General features: G+C 64.2%; 15 protein-coding genes and 1 pseudogene. 8 read left to right on the top strand and 8 right to left on the bottom strand.

Features of this window, described 5'->3' with window-relative positions:
* The first annotated feature begins 114 nt into the window (after positions 1-114).
* Positions 115-2,406, top strand: coding sequence for an NADP-dependent malic enzyme (locus tag AC1DYL_RS04305; protein ID WP_477172177.1), 2,292 nt, complete (start codon positions 115-117; stop codon positions 2,404-2,406).
* Complete coding sequence (locus tag AC1DYL_RS04300; protein ID WP_477172176.1) at positions 2,406-2,696, top strand: Dabb family protein; 291 nt, start codon at positions 2,406-2,408, stop codon at positions 2,694-2,696. The genes AC1DYL_RS04305 and AC1DYL_RS04300 overlap by 1 nt, the downstream gene beginning before the upstream one ends.
* Before the next feature lie 4 nt (positions 2,697-2,700).
* Here AC1DYL_RS04300 and AC1DYL_RS04295 read toward each other — a convergent pair whose 3' ends face one another.
* From AC1DYL_RS04295 to AC1DYL_RS04285, 3 genes are all read right to left on the bottom strand, one after another.
* Entirely contained in the window at positions 2,701-3,501 is an 801-nt protein-coding gene (locus AC1DYL_RS04295; protein ID WP_477172418.1) for a YwqG family protein, read from the bottom strand.
* Between the two features lie 40 nt (positions 3,502-3,541).
* Positions 3,542-5,017 (bottom strand): AMP nucleosidase, encoded by a 1,476-nt coding sequence (locus AC1DYL_RS04290; RefSeq protein WP_477149189.1) that lies wholly within the window; start codon positions 5,015-5,017, stop codon positions 3,542-3,544.
* 321 nt (positions 5,018-5,338) lie between these two features.
* On the bottom strand, positions 5,339-5,821 hold the full coding sequence (locus tag AC1DYL_RS04285) for a hypothetical protein (RefSeq protein ID WP_477172175.1): 483 nt from the start codon (positions 5,819-5,821) through the stop codon (positions 5,339-5,341).
* Between the two features lie 271 nt (positions 5,822-6,092).
* Between AC1DYL_RS04285 and AC1DYL_RS04280 the strand changes: the two genes are divergently transcribed.
* Positions 6,093-6,599: a hypothetical protein gene (locus tag AC1DYL_RS04280; protein ID WP_477172174.1), complete on the top strand. Its 507-nt coding sequence runs from the start codon at positions 6,093-6,095 to the stop codon at positions 6,597-6,599.
* A gap of 38 nt (positions 6,600-6,637) precedes the next feature.
* On the top strand, positions 6,638-7,141 hold the full coding sequence (locus AC1DYL_RS04275) for a DUF1993 domain-containing protein (RefSeq protein WP_477149192.1): 504 nt from the start codon (positions 6,638-6,640) through the stop codon (positions 7,139-7,141).
* A gap of 42 nt (positions 7,142-7,183) precedes the next feature.
* Here AC1DYL_RS04275 and AC1DYL_RS04270 read toward each other — a convergent pair whose 3' ends face one another.
* Positions 7,184-7,843: a sulfite oxidase-like oxidoreductase gene (locus AC1DYL_RS04270; RefSeq protein ID WP_477172173.1), complete on the bottom strand. Its 660-nt coding sequence runs from the start codon at positions 7,841-7,843 to the stop codon at positions 7,184-7,186.
* A 176-nt stretch (positions 7,844-8,019) separates the two neighbouring features.
* On the opposite strand from AC1DYL_RS04270, the gene AC1DYL_RS04265 reads away from it, so the two are divergent.
* Together AC1DYL_RS04265 and AC1DYL_RS04260 are read left to right on the top strand one after the other, a co-directional pair.
* Positions 8,020-8,679: a DUF2076 domain-containing protein gene (locus tag AC1DYL_RS04265; protein ID WP_477172172.1), complete on the top strand. Its 660-nt coding sequence runs from the start codon at positions 8,020-8,022 to the stop codon at positions 8,677-8,679.
* A 53-nt stretch (positions 8,680-8,732) separates the two neighbouring features.
* Positions 8,733-9,395, top strand: a complete 663-nt coding sequence (locus AC1DYL_RS04260) for an exopolysaccharide biosynthesis protein (RefSeq protein ID WP_477172171.1) — start codon at positions 8,733-8,735, stop codon at positions 9,393-9,395.
* Between the two features lie 52 nt (positions 9,396-9,447).
* Here AC1DYL_RS04260 and AC1DYL_RS04255 read toward each other — a convergent pair.
* From AC1DYL_RS04255 to AC1DYL_RS04245, 3 genes and pseudogenes are all read right to left on the bottom strand, one after another.
* A pseudogene (locus AC1DYL_RS04255) lies at positions 9,448-9,858 on the bottom strand (cell wall hydrolase); the annotation flags it as partial.
* Positions 9,859-9,991: 133 nt separating this feature from the next.
* The gene (locus AC1DYL_RS04250; protein WP_477149196.1) at positions 9,992-10,330 is read right to left on the bottom strand and encodes a hypothetical protein; all 339 of its coding nucleotides are present in this window, start codon (positions 10,328-10,330) and stop codon (positions 9,992-9,994) included.
* Between the two features lie 150 nt (positions 10,331-10,480).
* Entirely contained in the window at positions 10,481-11,284 is an 804-nt protein-coding gene (locus tag AC1DYL_RS04245; protein ID WP_477172170.1) for a DUF2189 domain-containing protein, read from the bottom strand.
* A gap of 255 nt (positions 11,285-11,539) precedes the next feature.
* On the opposite strand from AC1DYL_RS04245, the gene AC1DYL_RS04240 reads away from it, so the two are divergent.
* Positions 11,540-11,848 (top strand): hypothetical protein, encoded by a 309-nt coding sequence (locus AC1DYL_RS04240; protein WP_477149198.1) that lies wholly within the window; start codon positions 11,540-11,542, stop codon positions 11,846-11,848.
* Here AC1DYL_RS04240 and AC1DYL_RS04235 read toward each other — a convergent pair whose 3' ends face one another.
* The gene (locus tag AC1DYL_RS04235) at positions 11,849-12,484 is read right to left on the bottom strand and encodes a 5'-methylthioadenosine/S-adenosylhomocysteine nucleosidase (protein WP_477172169.1); all 636 of its coding nucleotides are present in this window, start codon (positions 12,482-12,484) and stop codon (positions 11,849-11,851) included. It lies immediately after the preceding gene.
* 75 nt (positions 12,485-12,559) lie between these two features.
* Here AC1DYL_RS04235 and AC1DYL_RS04230 point away from each other — a divergent pair, with 75 nt between their 5' ends.
* Positions 12,560-12,943 (top strand): VOC family protein, encoded by a 384-nt coding sequence (locus AC1DYL_RS04230; RefSeq protein ID WP_477149200.1) that lies wholly within the window; start codon positions 12,560-12,562, stop codon positions 12,941-12,943.
* The last annotated feature ends 53 nt before the right edge of the window (positions 12,944-12,996 follow it).

Raw genomic sequence — 12,996 nt, 5'->3', positions numbered from 1 at the left:
CGCAAGTGGGAGGGAGACGCAGCCAGGGAAACACCCCGGACAGTTTCCTCTGCGCACCGCCTTTTCATCGCCCTCGATTAGTGGCACTCCACTCTGAGTTTCCGGAGGGTTTCGATGTCTGCCGACGTGACCGAACAGAAGAAGGCGCTGCGCGAGGCGGCGCTGCATTTTCACGAGTTTCCGAAGCCCGGAAAGCTGGAGATTCAGGCGACCAAGCCGCTCGGCAACCAGCGCGACCTGTCGCTGGCCTATTCGCCCGGCGTTGCAGCGCCCTGCGAGGAGATTGCAGCCGATCCGGAGGCGGTGACCAAGTACACGTCGCGCGGCAACCTCGTGGCGGTGATTTCGAACGGCACGGCCGTGCTCGGGCTGGGCAATATCGGGGCATTGGCCTCGAAACCGGTGATGGAGGGCAAGGCGGTCCTCTTCAAGAAGTTCGCCGGCATCGATGTGTTCGACATCGAGATCGACGAGACCGACCCGCAGAAGTTCATTGAGGTCGTGCGGCCCCTGGAGCCGACTTTCGGCGGCATCAACCTCGAAGACATCAAGGCGCCGGAGTGCTTCGCCATCGAGGAAGCGCTGCGCGAGCGGATGAAGATCCCGGTGTTCCACGACGACCAGCACGGCACGGCGATCATCGTCGGCGCGGCGGTGCTGAACGGGTTGGAGCTTAGTGGCAAGAAGATCGAGGACGTGAAGATCTGCACGTCCGGGGCAGGGGCGGCAGCAATCGCCTGCCTCAACATCCTGGTCGCCCTGGGAGCAAAACTCGAGAACATCTGGGTGGCCGACAAAGATGGGCTGCTCACCGACAAGCGCGACGACGTCAACGACAAGTGGCGCGGGCGGTTCTGCCGCCAGTCGAATGCGACGACGCTGGCCGAGGTGATCGATGGAGCCGATATCTTCCTCGGGCTGTCGGCGGCCGGGGCGCTGAAGCCCGAGATGCTGGCGAAGATGGGGCCGAGCCCGCTGATCCTGGCACTGGCCAATCCGAACCCGGAGATCATGCCGGAGGTGGCCAAGGAAATCCGCCCCGACGCCATGGTCTGCACCGGCCGCTCGGACTATCCCAACCAGGTCAACAACGTCCTCTGCTTCCCCTTCATCTTCCGCGGCGCGCTGGATGTCGGCGCGACGACGATCAACGAGGAAATGAAGCTGGCGGCGGCACAGGCCATCGCTAAGCTGGCGCATGATCCCGGCCTCGAGGTGTCGCCATCCGGGCAGCCGGCGGTGTTCGGGCCCGAGCACATCATTCCCAACCCGTTCGACCAGCGGCTGATCCTCCGCATCGCGCCGGCGGTGGCGCGGGCAGCGATGGCGTCGGGGGTGGCGAAGCGCCCGATCACTGATTTCCAGGCCTATCACGACAGCCTCAACCGCTTCGTCTTCCGCTCCGGGCTGGTGATGAAGCCGGTGATCGACCGGGTGGTGGGGCAGGCCAAGCGCGTCGCCTTCGCCGATGGCGAGGATGAGCGGGTGCTGCGCGCCGCGCAGGTGATGATCGAGGACCGCATGGCGCAGCCCATCCTCATCGGCCGCCCGCAGGTGATAGAGAGCCGGCTACAGCGCTTCGGGCTGACCATCAAGCCGGGCCGCGACTTCGAGGTGGTGAACCCCGAGGACGATCCGCGCTACCGCGACTATGTCGAACTTTTCCACTCGCTGGTCGGCCGCAACGGCGTGACGCCGGATATTGCCCGCACCATCGTGCGCACCAACACCACGGTGATCGCGGCGCTGTCGGTGAAGCGCGGCGAGGCCGATGCCATGCTCTGCGGCTTCCAAGGCCGCTTCATCAAGCATGTCCGCGACATACGCTCGATCATCGGGCTGCAGGAGGGCGTCAAGGACGTCTCGGCGCTTTCGATGCTGATCATGCCGCGCGGCGTGTTCTTCCTCGCAGACACTTACGTCAACGTCGATCCGACGCCGGACGAACTGGTGGCAATCGCGCTGCAGGCCCGCGACCATCTCAAGCGCTTCAACATCGAGGCCAAGGCCGCACTGCTGAGCTACTCGAACTTCGGCTCCCGCGACGGCGATACCGCCTACAAGATGCGCGAGACCTACCAGAAGCTGAAGGCGGTGGCGCCCGAGATGATCCTCGAGGGCGAGATGCAGGGCGACTTGGCGCTCAACGAGGAGTTGCGGAGCCGCTATATCCCCGACTCGATGCTGGGTGGCGAAGCGAACCTCCTGCTGTTCCCCAACCTCGACAGCGCCAACCTGTCGATGACGCTGCTCAAGGAAATGAACAACGCACTGGCCGTCGGCCCGATCCTGATGGGACCGCGAGCGCCGGCCCACATCCTTGCCCCCTCGACCACCAGCCGCGGAATCGTCAATATGACGGCAATTGCCGCCAGTGAAGCGGTTGCATTGGGGGAGAGAGCCTAATGATCAGACATACTGTCGTCTTCAATTTGAAACACGCCCACGGCTCGTTGATGGAGAAGGCCTTTCTCCGCGACGCGCTGGTGCTGAAAGAGATCCCGGGCGTCAAGAAATTCGAGCAGTTGCGGCAGGTTTCGAAGAAGAACGACTACGAGTTCGGCTTCTCGATGGAGTTCGCGGACCAGGCCGCTTACACGGCCTATAACGAGCACCCCAAGCACGAGAAGTTCGTGAAGGAGCGCTGGGAGCGCGAGGTGGAGAAGTTTTTGGAGATTGATTACGAGCCGGTTTGAGGCGTCAGCCGCACTGGAGCACCATCCATACGTTTGAGAAATCTGCTCTTTCTGCGTCCTGCTTTCGGACCCAGAAGTAGAGCATGCCAACGTCGCCCCACATCATCCCGACGTCATCGTCGCTATCGATTTGGAGGAGCAATTGCCAGTCGACCGCTCCCGGCTCCAATGCCGGCCGCCGCGGGTCGTCGTATCCGGATGAGTTGCCGACATAGAGCCCGTTCGAGGCAAGCTGGCACTCTAGCTCCATGCCATCGGCCTGCTGCGGCACGGGCAAACCAAACAGCTGATGTGCAGGGCTTCCAGCCAAATGTCGGTCCCTCTCACCATAAAGATACTCGGATAGTTCATCCCAGCGATCGGTTCCGTACTCGATGCCATCCTCTGGCGAGACCAGCCGCTCCCAACTCGGTAGCGAGCTGGAACGGCTGAATGAAACGCATCTGCGATCAAACTGTGCACTGTCGGGCAGTGTAGGAGGTAGTGTCGGCGGATCTCCGGCGCTGCGCGTAAGGTGCAGCACCCGCCAGCTTCCGCGATCGGCCGAGTCAAAGCCCCAAGAATGCTGTTCAGTTTCGTAGAAGAATAATAGGTGGCCGCTTCGCGGCATCCACTCGGGCCACCAGCCTTGAGACGCCTGCTGGAGGTCAAGTTGGGCAAGGAAACCCAGTGGGCGTCCATTCCAACTTGGCCAGTCCATACCCAAGGAGAGGGTCGGCACTCCCCCCAGAAATGAGCTTGTCTCCCCCGTGGACGCTACAAATCGGAGACACGGGCGAGACCAGGCTTCTGACCTAGCCACCATTTGCTCAAGTTCCGTCATGCCACCCCCTCCTTCGAAGACGCTACTGGAACGCCGTCTCCGCAAAGCTCCTGAGCTTCCGCGAGTGCAGCCGCTCCGGCGGCTGGTCGCGGAGAATCTCCATCGCACGAAGCCCGATCTGGAAGTGCCGGTTCACCTGCGTCCGGTAGAAGTCCGACGCCATGCCCGGCAGCTTCAGCTCGCCGTGCAGCGGCTTGTCGCTTACACATAACAGCGTGCCGTAGGGGACGCGGAAGCGGAAGCCGTTGGCGGCGATGGTGGCCGATTCCATGTCGAGGGCGACGGCGCGCGACTGGCTGAGCTGGCGGGTGATCTCGGCCTGGTCGCGCAATTCCCAGTTGCGGTTGTCGAAGGTGGCAACGGTGCCGGTGCGCATGATGCGCTTGGTCTCGATGCCCTCGAGATGGGTGATCTCGGCGACCGCCTGCTCGAGCGCCACCTGCACTTCCGCTAGCGCCGGGATCGGCACGGTGACCGGCAGGTCGGCGTCGAGCACGTGGTCTTCGCGGAGGTACGCATGGGCGAGGACGTAGTCGCCCAGCTCCTGCGAGTTGCGGAGGCCGGCGCAGTGTCCGAGCATGATCCAGGCATGCGGGCGGAGCACCGCGATGTGGTCGGTGGCGGTCTTGGCGTTACTCGGGCCGACGCCGATGTTGACGATGGTGATGCCGCGGTTGCGCGGCATGGTCAGGTGCAGCGCTGGCATCTGCGGGGTGCGGGTGGCGCGCTGGCCGGTGGTGCCGCCGCCGAGGCGCTCGTTGCGGGTGGTGAAGCCGCCCGGTTCGACGAAGCTCTCGTATTCGGGGTGGCCTTCTTCCATGTAGCGCTGCGCCACGCGGGCGAACTCATCCATGTAGAAGCCATAGTTCGTGAAGATCACGAAGTTCTGGAAATGATCCGCCTCGGTGCCGGTGTAGTGGCTGAGCCGCTGCAGCGAATAGTCGACGCGCGGCGCGGTGAAATGGGCCAGCGGGTAGGGGCCGCCGGGCGGCGGCACGAAGGTGCCGTTGGCGATCTCATCGTCGGTATCTTGCAGGTCCGGCACATCGAACAGGTCGCGCAGCGGGATCGGCAGGGCGTTGATCGCCTCGCCGTCAATCCGCTCGGTCGAGGGAATGGCAAAATGCAGCGGGATGCGGGTGGCGGACTCACCGACCTCGATGGCGCCGCCGTGGTTGCGCAGGATCACCTCGAACTGCTCGATCAGATAGTTCTTGAACAGGTCCGGCGCCGTGATCGTGGTGCGGTAGATGCCCGGCGTGTGGAGATAGCCATAGGGCAGGGTGCTATCGGTCTTGCCGTAGCTGCGCGACGTGACCTGCACCTCCGGGTAGAAGGCGCGCACCCGGCCCTTGGGAACGCGGCCGCGCGTCAGCCCGAGCAGCTGTTCGCGGATGAAGCCGGTATTGCGGTGATAAATCTCGGAAACGTAGGCCCAGGCGGCGTGCGGGTCGGTGAAGGCCTTTTGCGGCAGCGCCTCGGGAGTAATGGTGTCCATGTTCTTCTCGTTGGCAAGGCGGTGCGCGGCACCGCTTTGCAGCCCATCCTTAGGGTCTTCCGGCCGGTTCGGCAATCGCCGCACCTTACCGGCTGTTCATGTACTTCACCTTCCAGTGAAGGCACTTTTCATGCCGCAAAGGGCACCCATCTTTAAGGGGAGTTCACTGGACTACTGCAAACGACCCATGCACCGGTGAACCAGCGAGGAGTTGCCCGCCGCTGCCCCCAAGCCCTCAACAGTGCGGCCGGCGCTTCTCAGGGCCACGAAGCCAGAAATGGTTTCGTGGCCCTCTTATTTTGTGCCGATGACGGCCCGATGTCAGTCGATCCGGCGCGCCGTGATCTGCATCGGACGTTCGTGGGAAACCGACGGCGTATAGGTGCAGCGGAGCGTCTGCAGCACCGGCAGGTCCGGCACGATGATCCGGGCGAGGAAGGCCGGCAGCAGGCCACCGCCTCGGCAGACCATGCTATCAGCGCTCCAGGCTACCCCATTGCCGCACGGCGTGCGCTTGAGCTGGATGTTGATGTCCCGGCCGCGCGCATTCCAGGTGAGGCGGCCATCGCAACGCACGCCGCCACCGCGCACCGAGTAGGTACCGCGCTGCTCGAGGCAGAAGCTCATGCGATATGGACCATAGAGGCGCTGCTGCACGTTGTAGCAGCCGGTAAACAAGGCGCCGCCGGGCACATCGGGCACGATGACCCGGGTGCTCATGTCCTGCGCGTAAGTCGGGCTGATGACAGTCAGAATGATCATGAGGCCGGCCAGCAGGCCGGCAAAGTATCGAACGACGCTCATAAGGCTTCTCCCAATGCGCTGCCGGCTCTCGGCAGCGTCCGCAATGGTGAGGCTAACACCTTGAAACAGGTGGCAATATGACTGACCTTCCCACATTGCATCAATGCTTACCGAATGGTTCGCCGCCACTGCGTATACTGCTCCTGGCATGCCAACGGGTGGTGCCTCGGCTCGCCCTCCGGCCGTCAAATCCACTTCCGATGCGAGTGGCGGCGGGCTAAGGTCCGGCCGAAGATTGAGAGGGAAGATGCGGCTGAGAATACCGGTTCTTATGGTCCTGCTGGCATCCGGCGCCGTTCCTGCCGGGGCGGCGGAGCTTGCCGATTCGGTTTTCCAGGTCACCTTCCACTACGCCGGCACCGACGAGGTGCTCAACGACACCGTGGTGCCATTGCTGCCCGGCAATGCCTGCTACAACTGGTATGTGAAGCTCGGCGAGGGGCCGGCGCCGGCCAGTGCGACTGAAACGCTGAGCCTGCCCGTGGCGCTCGCCGATTGGGGCACGCTGGCCACCGATCCCGACGACGGCATCGATATCTCGGCCGATGGCAAGGTGGCGACCCGGACGTTCACGCCCGAGCTCGACGAGGAGGGCTGGTTCAGCCACAGCTGGTGCGTCGCCGCCGGCGACCCCGTTGGAGCCCATTCCATCGCCATTGCCGTCGACGGCAAGCCGCTCGTTACCTATGACTTCCAGGTGGTCCTGCCCGAGGACTATTACTGGCCGACAATCATCCAGCCGACACAGCGCGAACGCTCCGTCGATCACAGCTGGTAGGACCTACCCGCCTTACGACCAACCCCCGAGGACTATCGATGTCGCTTTCCATGTACGCGGTCACCGTGCCGGTGTTCACGCGCTATCTCAACAATCTCGACGCCATGCTGGTGAAGGCCGAGGCCAACGCGGCCGAGCGCAAGATCAAGCCGGAAGTGCTGGTGGCATCGCGGCTGGCGCCGGACATGCATCCGTTGGCCTTCCAGGTGCAGTCGAGCACCGATCGCGTCAAGTTCGCGCTGTCGCGCCTGACCGGAAAGGCGGCGCCGAGCTGGGAAGACAATGAGGTGACGCTGGCCGATCTGCGCGCCCGGGTGAAGAAGGGCCTCGACTTCGTGGCAAGCTTCTCGGAGGCCGACTTGGCCGGCGCCGAGAACAAGACGCTGACGCTCAAGGTGCGCGGCGAGGATACGCAGGTGCCGGCGATCGAGCACATCACGCTCAATGCGGTGCCGCAGATCTTCTTCCACATCACTGCCGCGTACGCGATCCTGCGCCACAACGGTGTGCCGCTCGGCAAGCGTGACTATACCGGCGCCTGAGCCACCCGATGACGAACCGATCCGGCCGCCAAGGCGGCTGGATCAGGAATAGCGCTCTTCCTTCCAGGGATCGGCGTGGTTGTGATAGCCGCGGACCTCCCAGAAGCCGCGGTGGTCGCGCTGCGCGAACTCGATCCGCCGCAGCCATTTCGGGCTCTTCCAGAAGTAGAGGTGCGGCACCACCAGCCGCACCGGGCCGCCATGGTCACGGGTCAGTGGCTCATTTTCCCAGGTGTGGGCGATGAGCGCATCCTCCGAGGCGAAATCCTCGATGGCCATGTTGGTGGTGTAGCCGTCGTTCGAGGTGAAGAGCACGAAACGCGCCTCGGGCTTCACCCCGACGGCGTCCATCAGTTGATGCGTGGTCACGCCCTTCCAGTGGTTGTCGTAGCGCGACCAGCTGGTGACGCAGTGGATATCGTTGAGCTTTTCGGCCTGCGGCTGCTGCATCAGCTCGTCGAACGACCAGGTCTGCGGGTGCTCGACCTCGCCGGCAATATCGAGGCGCCAGACCTCCTTGGGGACGTTCGGGGTCTGGCCGAGATCGAGGATCGGCCAGTTCTTCACCAGATGCTGCCCCGGCGGCAGCCGTGCATCCTCCGGCCGCGTCTGCTGACCTGTCAGGAACTTGCCGAGCTCGGCCCAGCGCGACTTGGTCTTGGTAAGCTTGCTGTCTTCGGGCAGGTCGTCATCGCTGGACATAAGTGGCCTCGCTGGCTTGGTGCGGGAGAGCTTCGCCGACGGGCGAGGCAAGTCAATGGACATTCCTGCTGTTCTCGTCGGCGCCGGGTGCATGTCCAATTTAGCCCGCCGCGACCATTGTGAGGGTCGGCGCTGGTTCCCATGTGTTCCGCATCGTTCAACATTGGAGACTGAAGATGCTGAACCTTGAAGATCGCCGCGCCATCGAGGGCCTGTTCGACCGGCTCGCCGATGTGGAGCGCAAGAACCCCGAGCGCGATCCTGAAGCGCAAGATCTGATCGATCGCGAAATTGTGAGACAGCCGGGCGCGCCGTACTACATGGCGCAGACCATCCTCGTGCAGCAGCACGCGCTGGAGGTGGCGGAGCGTCGTATCCAGGAGCTGGAGCGCGAGACCGAGGAGCGTGGTCGCGGTGGGCTGTTTGGCGGTCTCTTCGACGATGGCCGCGGCCGGCAGAACCGCTATGAGGATCGCCAGCAGGTCCAACGCAACCGCGGACCGTGGGATCGTGCGGACGACCCGCCGCCGGCGAGCTATCAGCGCGGGCAGATGGGGCAGGGCGGCGGCTTCCTGGCCGGCGCGGCGCAGACGGCGCTCGGCGTTGCTGGCGGTGTTCTGCTCGGCAGTGCCATTGGCTCGCTGCTCGGCGCCGGTGGGGCGCACGCCTCCGAGGCGCCTGCCAACGACCAGCCCAATGACACCGACAACCAGCAGGACCAGGGGCAGGACTCGGGCCAGGATCACGGTGCCGACAATGGTGGCGGCGATGACGGTGGCTGGGGCGACGGCGGTGGTGGCGACGGCGGCGGTTTCGACATGGGTGGGGATTTCTGACGCAGCCCTAAAGGGTTGCGGCAACGAGGAATCGTTGGGCATGATCGCGGCCGATGGCAGAGCATGATCCCGAAATCGACCTGAAGCACGTGGACAAGGCCGAGGGCGCCGACAGGCTCTCGGCCATTTTGACGGCGATCGCCGAAGCGGAGGACAAGGACCGGATATCGGTCGGCGACCTGCTGGAGGCGCTCAAGCGGCGGGCGTTGGGCGCCCTGATCTTCATCTTCTCCGTGCCGACGGCCCTGCCGATGCCGCCGGGCGTCTCCGCGGTGCTGGGTGCGCCGCTGCTGTTCCTCACCGTGCAGCTGATGCTGGGGATGAAGCCCTGGCTTCCCAAGCTCATCACCGACCGATCGCTGAGCCGGGTGGATTTCCGCCGTGTGGTGACCACAGTGGCGCCGTGGCTGGCGCGAGCCGAGAACATCATGCGGCCCCGGCTGACTTTCCTCGCCACGCGCCCGGCGGTCTATCTCGTCGGGCTGGTCAGCGCGGTGATGGCGATCATCCTGTTCCTGCCAATTCCCTTGGGCAACATGCTGCCCTCGGTGGCGCTCTGCATCATGGCATTGGGGATCCTGGAACGGGACGGCGTATGGATCCTGATCGGGTTCGCCGTGGCGATCGCCTCGGCAGTGCTCGTCTGGGGCGTGTTCTGGGCCATCATCTTCGGCAGCGTGTTCGTGCTGACGAATTGGTTTGGGCTGAGCCTCTAGCCTACCAGTAGGCGAGCGCCGAGAACGGGTCGTTGGTGAAGGTGCCGGCCTTGCGCTTCTCGTAGAAATTGTTCCCGCCGGCCTCAAGCACGTAGAACATGTTGTTGTACGAGAACCGGTAGCCCGCCGTGTGGAAGTGCTTCACATCGCGCGACAGCGTCGGGTGGCGGGCGCCACGCAGCACCCTGTCGGCGATGCTATAGGCGAGGGCCGCCGAGCGCTTCTCGGTCATCCGCTTCGACAGCACGCCTGGCGCGAACTGGTTCTTCTGCCCGACCACGCCGCACACCGAATGCGGATAGCGCTTGTCGGCCACGCGGTTCATCACCACGGTGCCGACCGCCAGCATGCCGTCCTCGCTGGAACGGTTGGATTCGAAATACATCGCTCGCGCCAGGCAATCGCGCGAGGAGAGACCGCCGAGTGAGAAGGTGGCGCAACCGGCGACGAGGCTCAATAGCATCGGCGCCGCGAACAGCAGCTTGAGTGACCCTGCCAACGATGACTCCAGAACGCAAACACAACTAAGGAGCCGGGCTGACGCTGCCCGTGCTCCCTAGAATGCACACTCCGGAGTTAAGAGTGCGTTGAGGATGTCAGTGCCGGCGGCGATTGCCCGATGCCATCACCAGGCTGACGAGGCAGGCGACGCCAACGAGCGCCGCCATGGTTGGCGCAGGATCACGGCGCACGGCCTTGCCCGCCTTCCATGCCTGTTTGCCCAGTACTCGCGCCGCGATGGCACCCTGGTGCAATGCCTCATCGGCGACATCATGCGCCAGGTGGCCGACTTCATGCCGGGCGTCGGCGCTGTAGCGGCGCAGGGCCTCGGAAAGGTGTCCGGCATCGCGCGCCAGGCTCGAGAACTGCCGGCCGAAGCGGTCTTGGGCGTCATTGGAGAAATGGGACAGGTCGAAACCGCGCGAATGGGCCATAGCCAAGTGCTCCTCAATGGGTCTGAGGGCTAACGCGGCTGCGGGTTTCGGGGTTCCTGAAACTGGTCGAGGGCAGGTCCACCGGCCGGTGGAAACGTCCTGCCCTCTACTTAAGCCCGATAAAATTGACCCTATTCCATTAACGAAAAGTTAACGGGCGCCGGCTGGAACGACCGCCCGGCGATAGAGGTGCCAGGTGGCGTGGCCGAGCACCGGCACGACGATGCTGAGGCCGACCAACAGCGGAATCGAGCCGATGACCAGCAGCGCGGCGACGATCAGGCCCCATGCGGCGATCTGCACCGGGTTGCGAAGAGTGACGCGGATGGAGGTCTGCACGGCAATGGCTGTGCCGAGGTCGCGGTCGAGCAGCAGCGGGATCGACACCACCATGGTGGAAAGCACCACGGCGGCGAAGACGAAGCCGATGAGATTGCCCCAGATCATCAGCGACTGGCCCTGCGGGGTGGTGAAGACCTCGTTGAAGAACGCCATCAGCGTCGGCGGCGAGCCCGGCCCGAAGAACGACTCGTAGATGAACTGGGCCGTCATCAGCCACACGGTGAAGACGATCAGCATCATCACGCCGAGCGCTGCGATGGAGGCGAAGGCCGGGGTGCGAAACACGTCGAACGCGGCGCGCCAATGCGTATCGAGGCCTTGTTCCTGCCGCCGGCTCATCTCGTAGATGGGCAGCGCGAGAAACGGGCCGACCAGTGCAAAACCCGAGATCAGCGGGAACAGCAGCGGCCAGGAATTGTTGCCGGACGTCCAGACGGCGAGCACAGCGCCCATCAGCGGATAGATCAGCCCCAGAAAAGCCAGGTGGGACGGCTTCTGCCAGAAATCACGCCAGCCTTCTGCCAACGCTCCAGTAAGGTCGTTGAAGCCGAGCGTGCGGATCTCGGGAACTTCGAGCCGCTCAGCATTGGTGAGCACGTGAAAACCGGCCATCTCCATCCTCCTCAAAATGGGAGCCAGGAACGGCCGCCGCTTGGCGTGTAGTACGCCGGCGGAAACCGCCACTGCGCCTCAGAGTGCCAGTCTAGCCCGGATTTTCGATCCTGTCGAAATAAGCATTTCGTGCGTTGCGGTGGGCGGCACGACGATTTCAAGGGTGATCGCGGCCCAAAAAGCCGACCGGGTAGGTTTGACGACCGGTCGGCAGTACCCAAATGCGTTGCAGCAACTGGGAAAAAGGGGACTTCGATGACAGGCAAGGAAGGCGCGCGGCTGCACCGGCAGTTCGACAGGATCGGCAGGGCGGTCCCCGCTTCGACCGGGTTCCTCGCGTGGATCCGCAAGCCATCGTCGCGCATCGTGCGCATTCCGCTGGGCATCCTGCTGATTCTGGGCGGCGTGTTCAGCTTCCTGCCGCTGCTCGGTGTCTGGATGCTGCCGCTGGGCCTGTTCCTCCTGGCGCTCGATCTGCCGTTCCTGCAGGGGCCGCTCAACCGGCTGAGCTTCTGGGTGCAGCGCAAGTGGACCAACTGGCAACGCAGCCGGAAGAAGAAGTAGCTATTCCAGCGTGCCGTTGGCGATCGCTGCCTCGAGCAGGTCGACGGCATGGGCCAGCTTCTCGTCGACGATGTGGAGGTACCGCTTCCAGTCGTCGAGATGGCCCAGCTCCTCGTCACCATCGGAAACGCCGCGCAGCGCAATGAGCGGCACCCTGAACCGCTGGCAGGCGCGCAGCACGGCGTAAGTCTCCATATCGACCATGTCCGCCTTCACCCGCTGGTACGCCGCGCCGGACACGACGTTGGCGCCGGTCGAGAGCGTCGCCTTGGCGATACCCGGGACGAACGGCCCAAGCGGGATGACAGCCGGCTGGTCGAGCAGGGGTGTCACGCCCGGCTCGAACCCGAGCGGCGAAGCGTCCATGTCGCGGTACTCGACCGAGGTCGCCTGGTAGACGCCGGTCTGCTCGAGCTTGGCCGAACCCGCCGAGCCCAGCGAAACCACCAGCGCCGGGAGCTTCCCCTCACCATCCAGCTTTGCCAGCGCGTGGGTGACGACGATCGCGGCCTCCACCGGGCCCACGCCCGTCATCAGCGGCGTGATGCGCGAGCGCAGATGCGGGCCGTACTCGTTGTCCAGCGCCATGACGTAGAGAATGTCGGCGGAGCCGGGCGTTCGGGTGGCGAAGGGCATGGCGATTCCGGTGGGTTGTTCTCGGTGTGAAGGGAGGCGTAAGCTCCACTGGGGGCCTCTGCAATGGAGGAGATCATGCTTCTTTCCGATCACCACGCCTACCCGACCATCGCAGCCTCGAACCTGCAAAGAGCCAAGAGCTGGTACAAGGACAAACTCGGCCTGGAACCGGCCGAGGAGATGCCTATCGGCATCGTCTATCGCCTGGCCGACGGCACCGGCTTCCAGCTCTACGAGTCGCAGTTCGCTGGCACAGCCAAGAACACCGTGATGGGCTTTTCATCCACCGACCTTGCGGCCGACATGAAGATGCTGCGCGACCGCGGCGTGAAGTTCGAGGAATACGACATGCCGGGGCTGAAGACCGATCACGGCATGGCGACCATGGGGCCGTATCACGGTGCCTGGTTCAAGGATTCCGAAGGCAACATCCTCGCCATCGGCGACGAGCCGCACTAACGGGCCACTGCTGCCGCATTGACAGCACGCGCGGCGGGCAACAGTCTGCCGCG

The organism is Devosia sp. P1_H9, assembly GCF_056405135.1.
The sequence above is the reverse complement of the archived record's forward strand: the minus strand, read 5'-3'. Positions and strand labels throughout refer to the sequence as shown.

Excerpts from the sequence above, each read along its gene's own strand:
- AC1DYL_RS04305 (WP_477172177.1), top strand. The coding sequence starts at position 115 with ATGTCTGCCGACGTGACCGAACAGAAGAAGGCGCTGCGCGAGGCGGCG.
- AC1DYL_RS04300 (WP_477172176.1), top strand. The coding sequence starts at position 2,406 with ATGATCAGACATACTGTCGTCTTCAATTTGAAACACGCCCACGGCTCG.
- AC1DYL_RS04295 (WP_477172418.1), bottom strand. The coding sequence starts at position 3,501 with ATGGTGGCTAGGTCAGAAGCCTGGTCTCGCCCGTGTCTCCGATTTGTA.
- AC1DYL_RS04290 (WP_477149189.1), bottom strand. The coding sequence starts at position 5,017 with ATGGACACCATTACTCCCGAGGCGCTGCCGCAAAAGGCCTTCACCGAC.
- AC1DYL_RS04285 (WP_477172175.1), bottom strand. The coding sequence starts at position 5,821 with ATGAGCGTCGTTCGATACTTTGCCGGCCTGCTGGCCGGCCTCATGATC.
- AC1DYL_RS04280 (WP_477172174.1), top strand. The coding sequence starts at position 6,093 with ATGGTCCTGCTGGCATCCGGCGCCGTTCCTGCCGGGGCGGCGGAGCTT.
- AC1DYL_RS04275 (WP_477149192.1), top strand. The coding sequence starts at position 6,638 with ATGTCGCTTTCCATGTACGCGGTCACCGTGCCGGTGTTCACGCGCTAT.
- AC1DYL_RS04270 (WP_477172173.1), bottom strand. The coding sequence starts at position 7,843 with ATGTCCAGCGATGACGACCTGCCCGAAGACAGCAAGCTTACCAAGACC.
- AC1DYL_RS04265 (WP_477172172.1), top strand. The coding sequence starts at position 8,020 with ATGCTGAACCTTGAAGATCGCCGCGCCATCGAGGGCCTGTTCGACCGG.
- AC1DYL_RS04260 (WP_477172171.1), top strand. The coding sequence starts at position 8,733 with ATGGCAGAGCATGATCCCGAAATCGACCTGAAGCACGTGGACAAGGCC.
- AC1DYL_RS04250 (WP_477149196.1), bottom strand. The coding sequence starts at position 10,330 with ATGGCCCATTCGCGCGGTTTCGACCTGTCCCATTTCTCCAATGACGCC.
- AC1DYL_RS04245 (WP_477172170.1), bottom strand. The coding sequence starts at position 11,284 with ATGGCCGGTTTTCACGTGCTCACCAATGCTGAGCGGCTCGAAGTTCCC.
- AC1DYL_RS04240 (WP_477149198.1), top strand. The coding sequence starts at position 11,540 with ATGACAGGCAAGGAAGGCGCGCGGCTGCACCGGCAGTTCGACAGGATC.
- AC1DYL_RS04235 (WP_477172169.1), bottom strand. The coding sequence starts at position 12,484 with ATGCCCTTCGCCACCCGAACGCCCGGCTCCGCCGACATTCTCTACGTC.
- AC1DYL_RS04230 (WP_477149200.1), top strand. The coding sequence starts at position 12,560 with ATGCTTCTTTCCGATCACCACGCCTACCCGACCATCGCAGCCTCGAAC.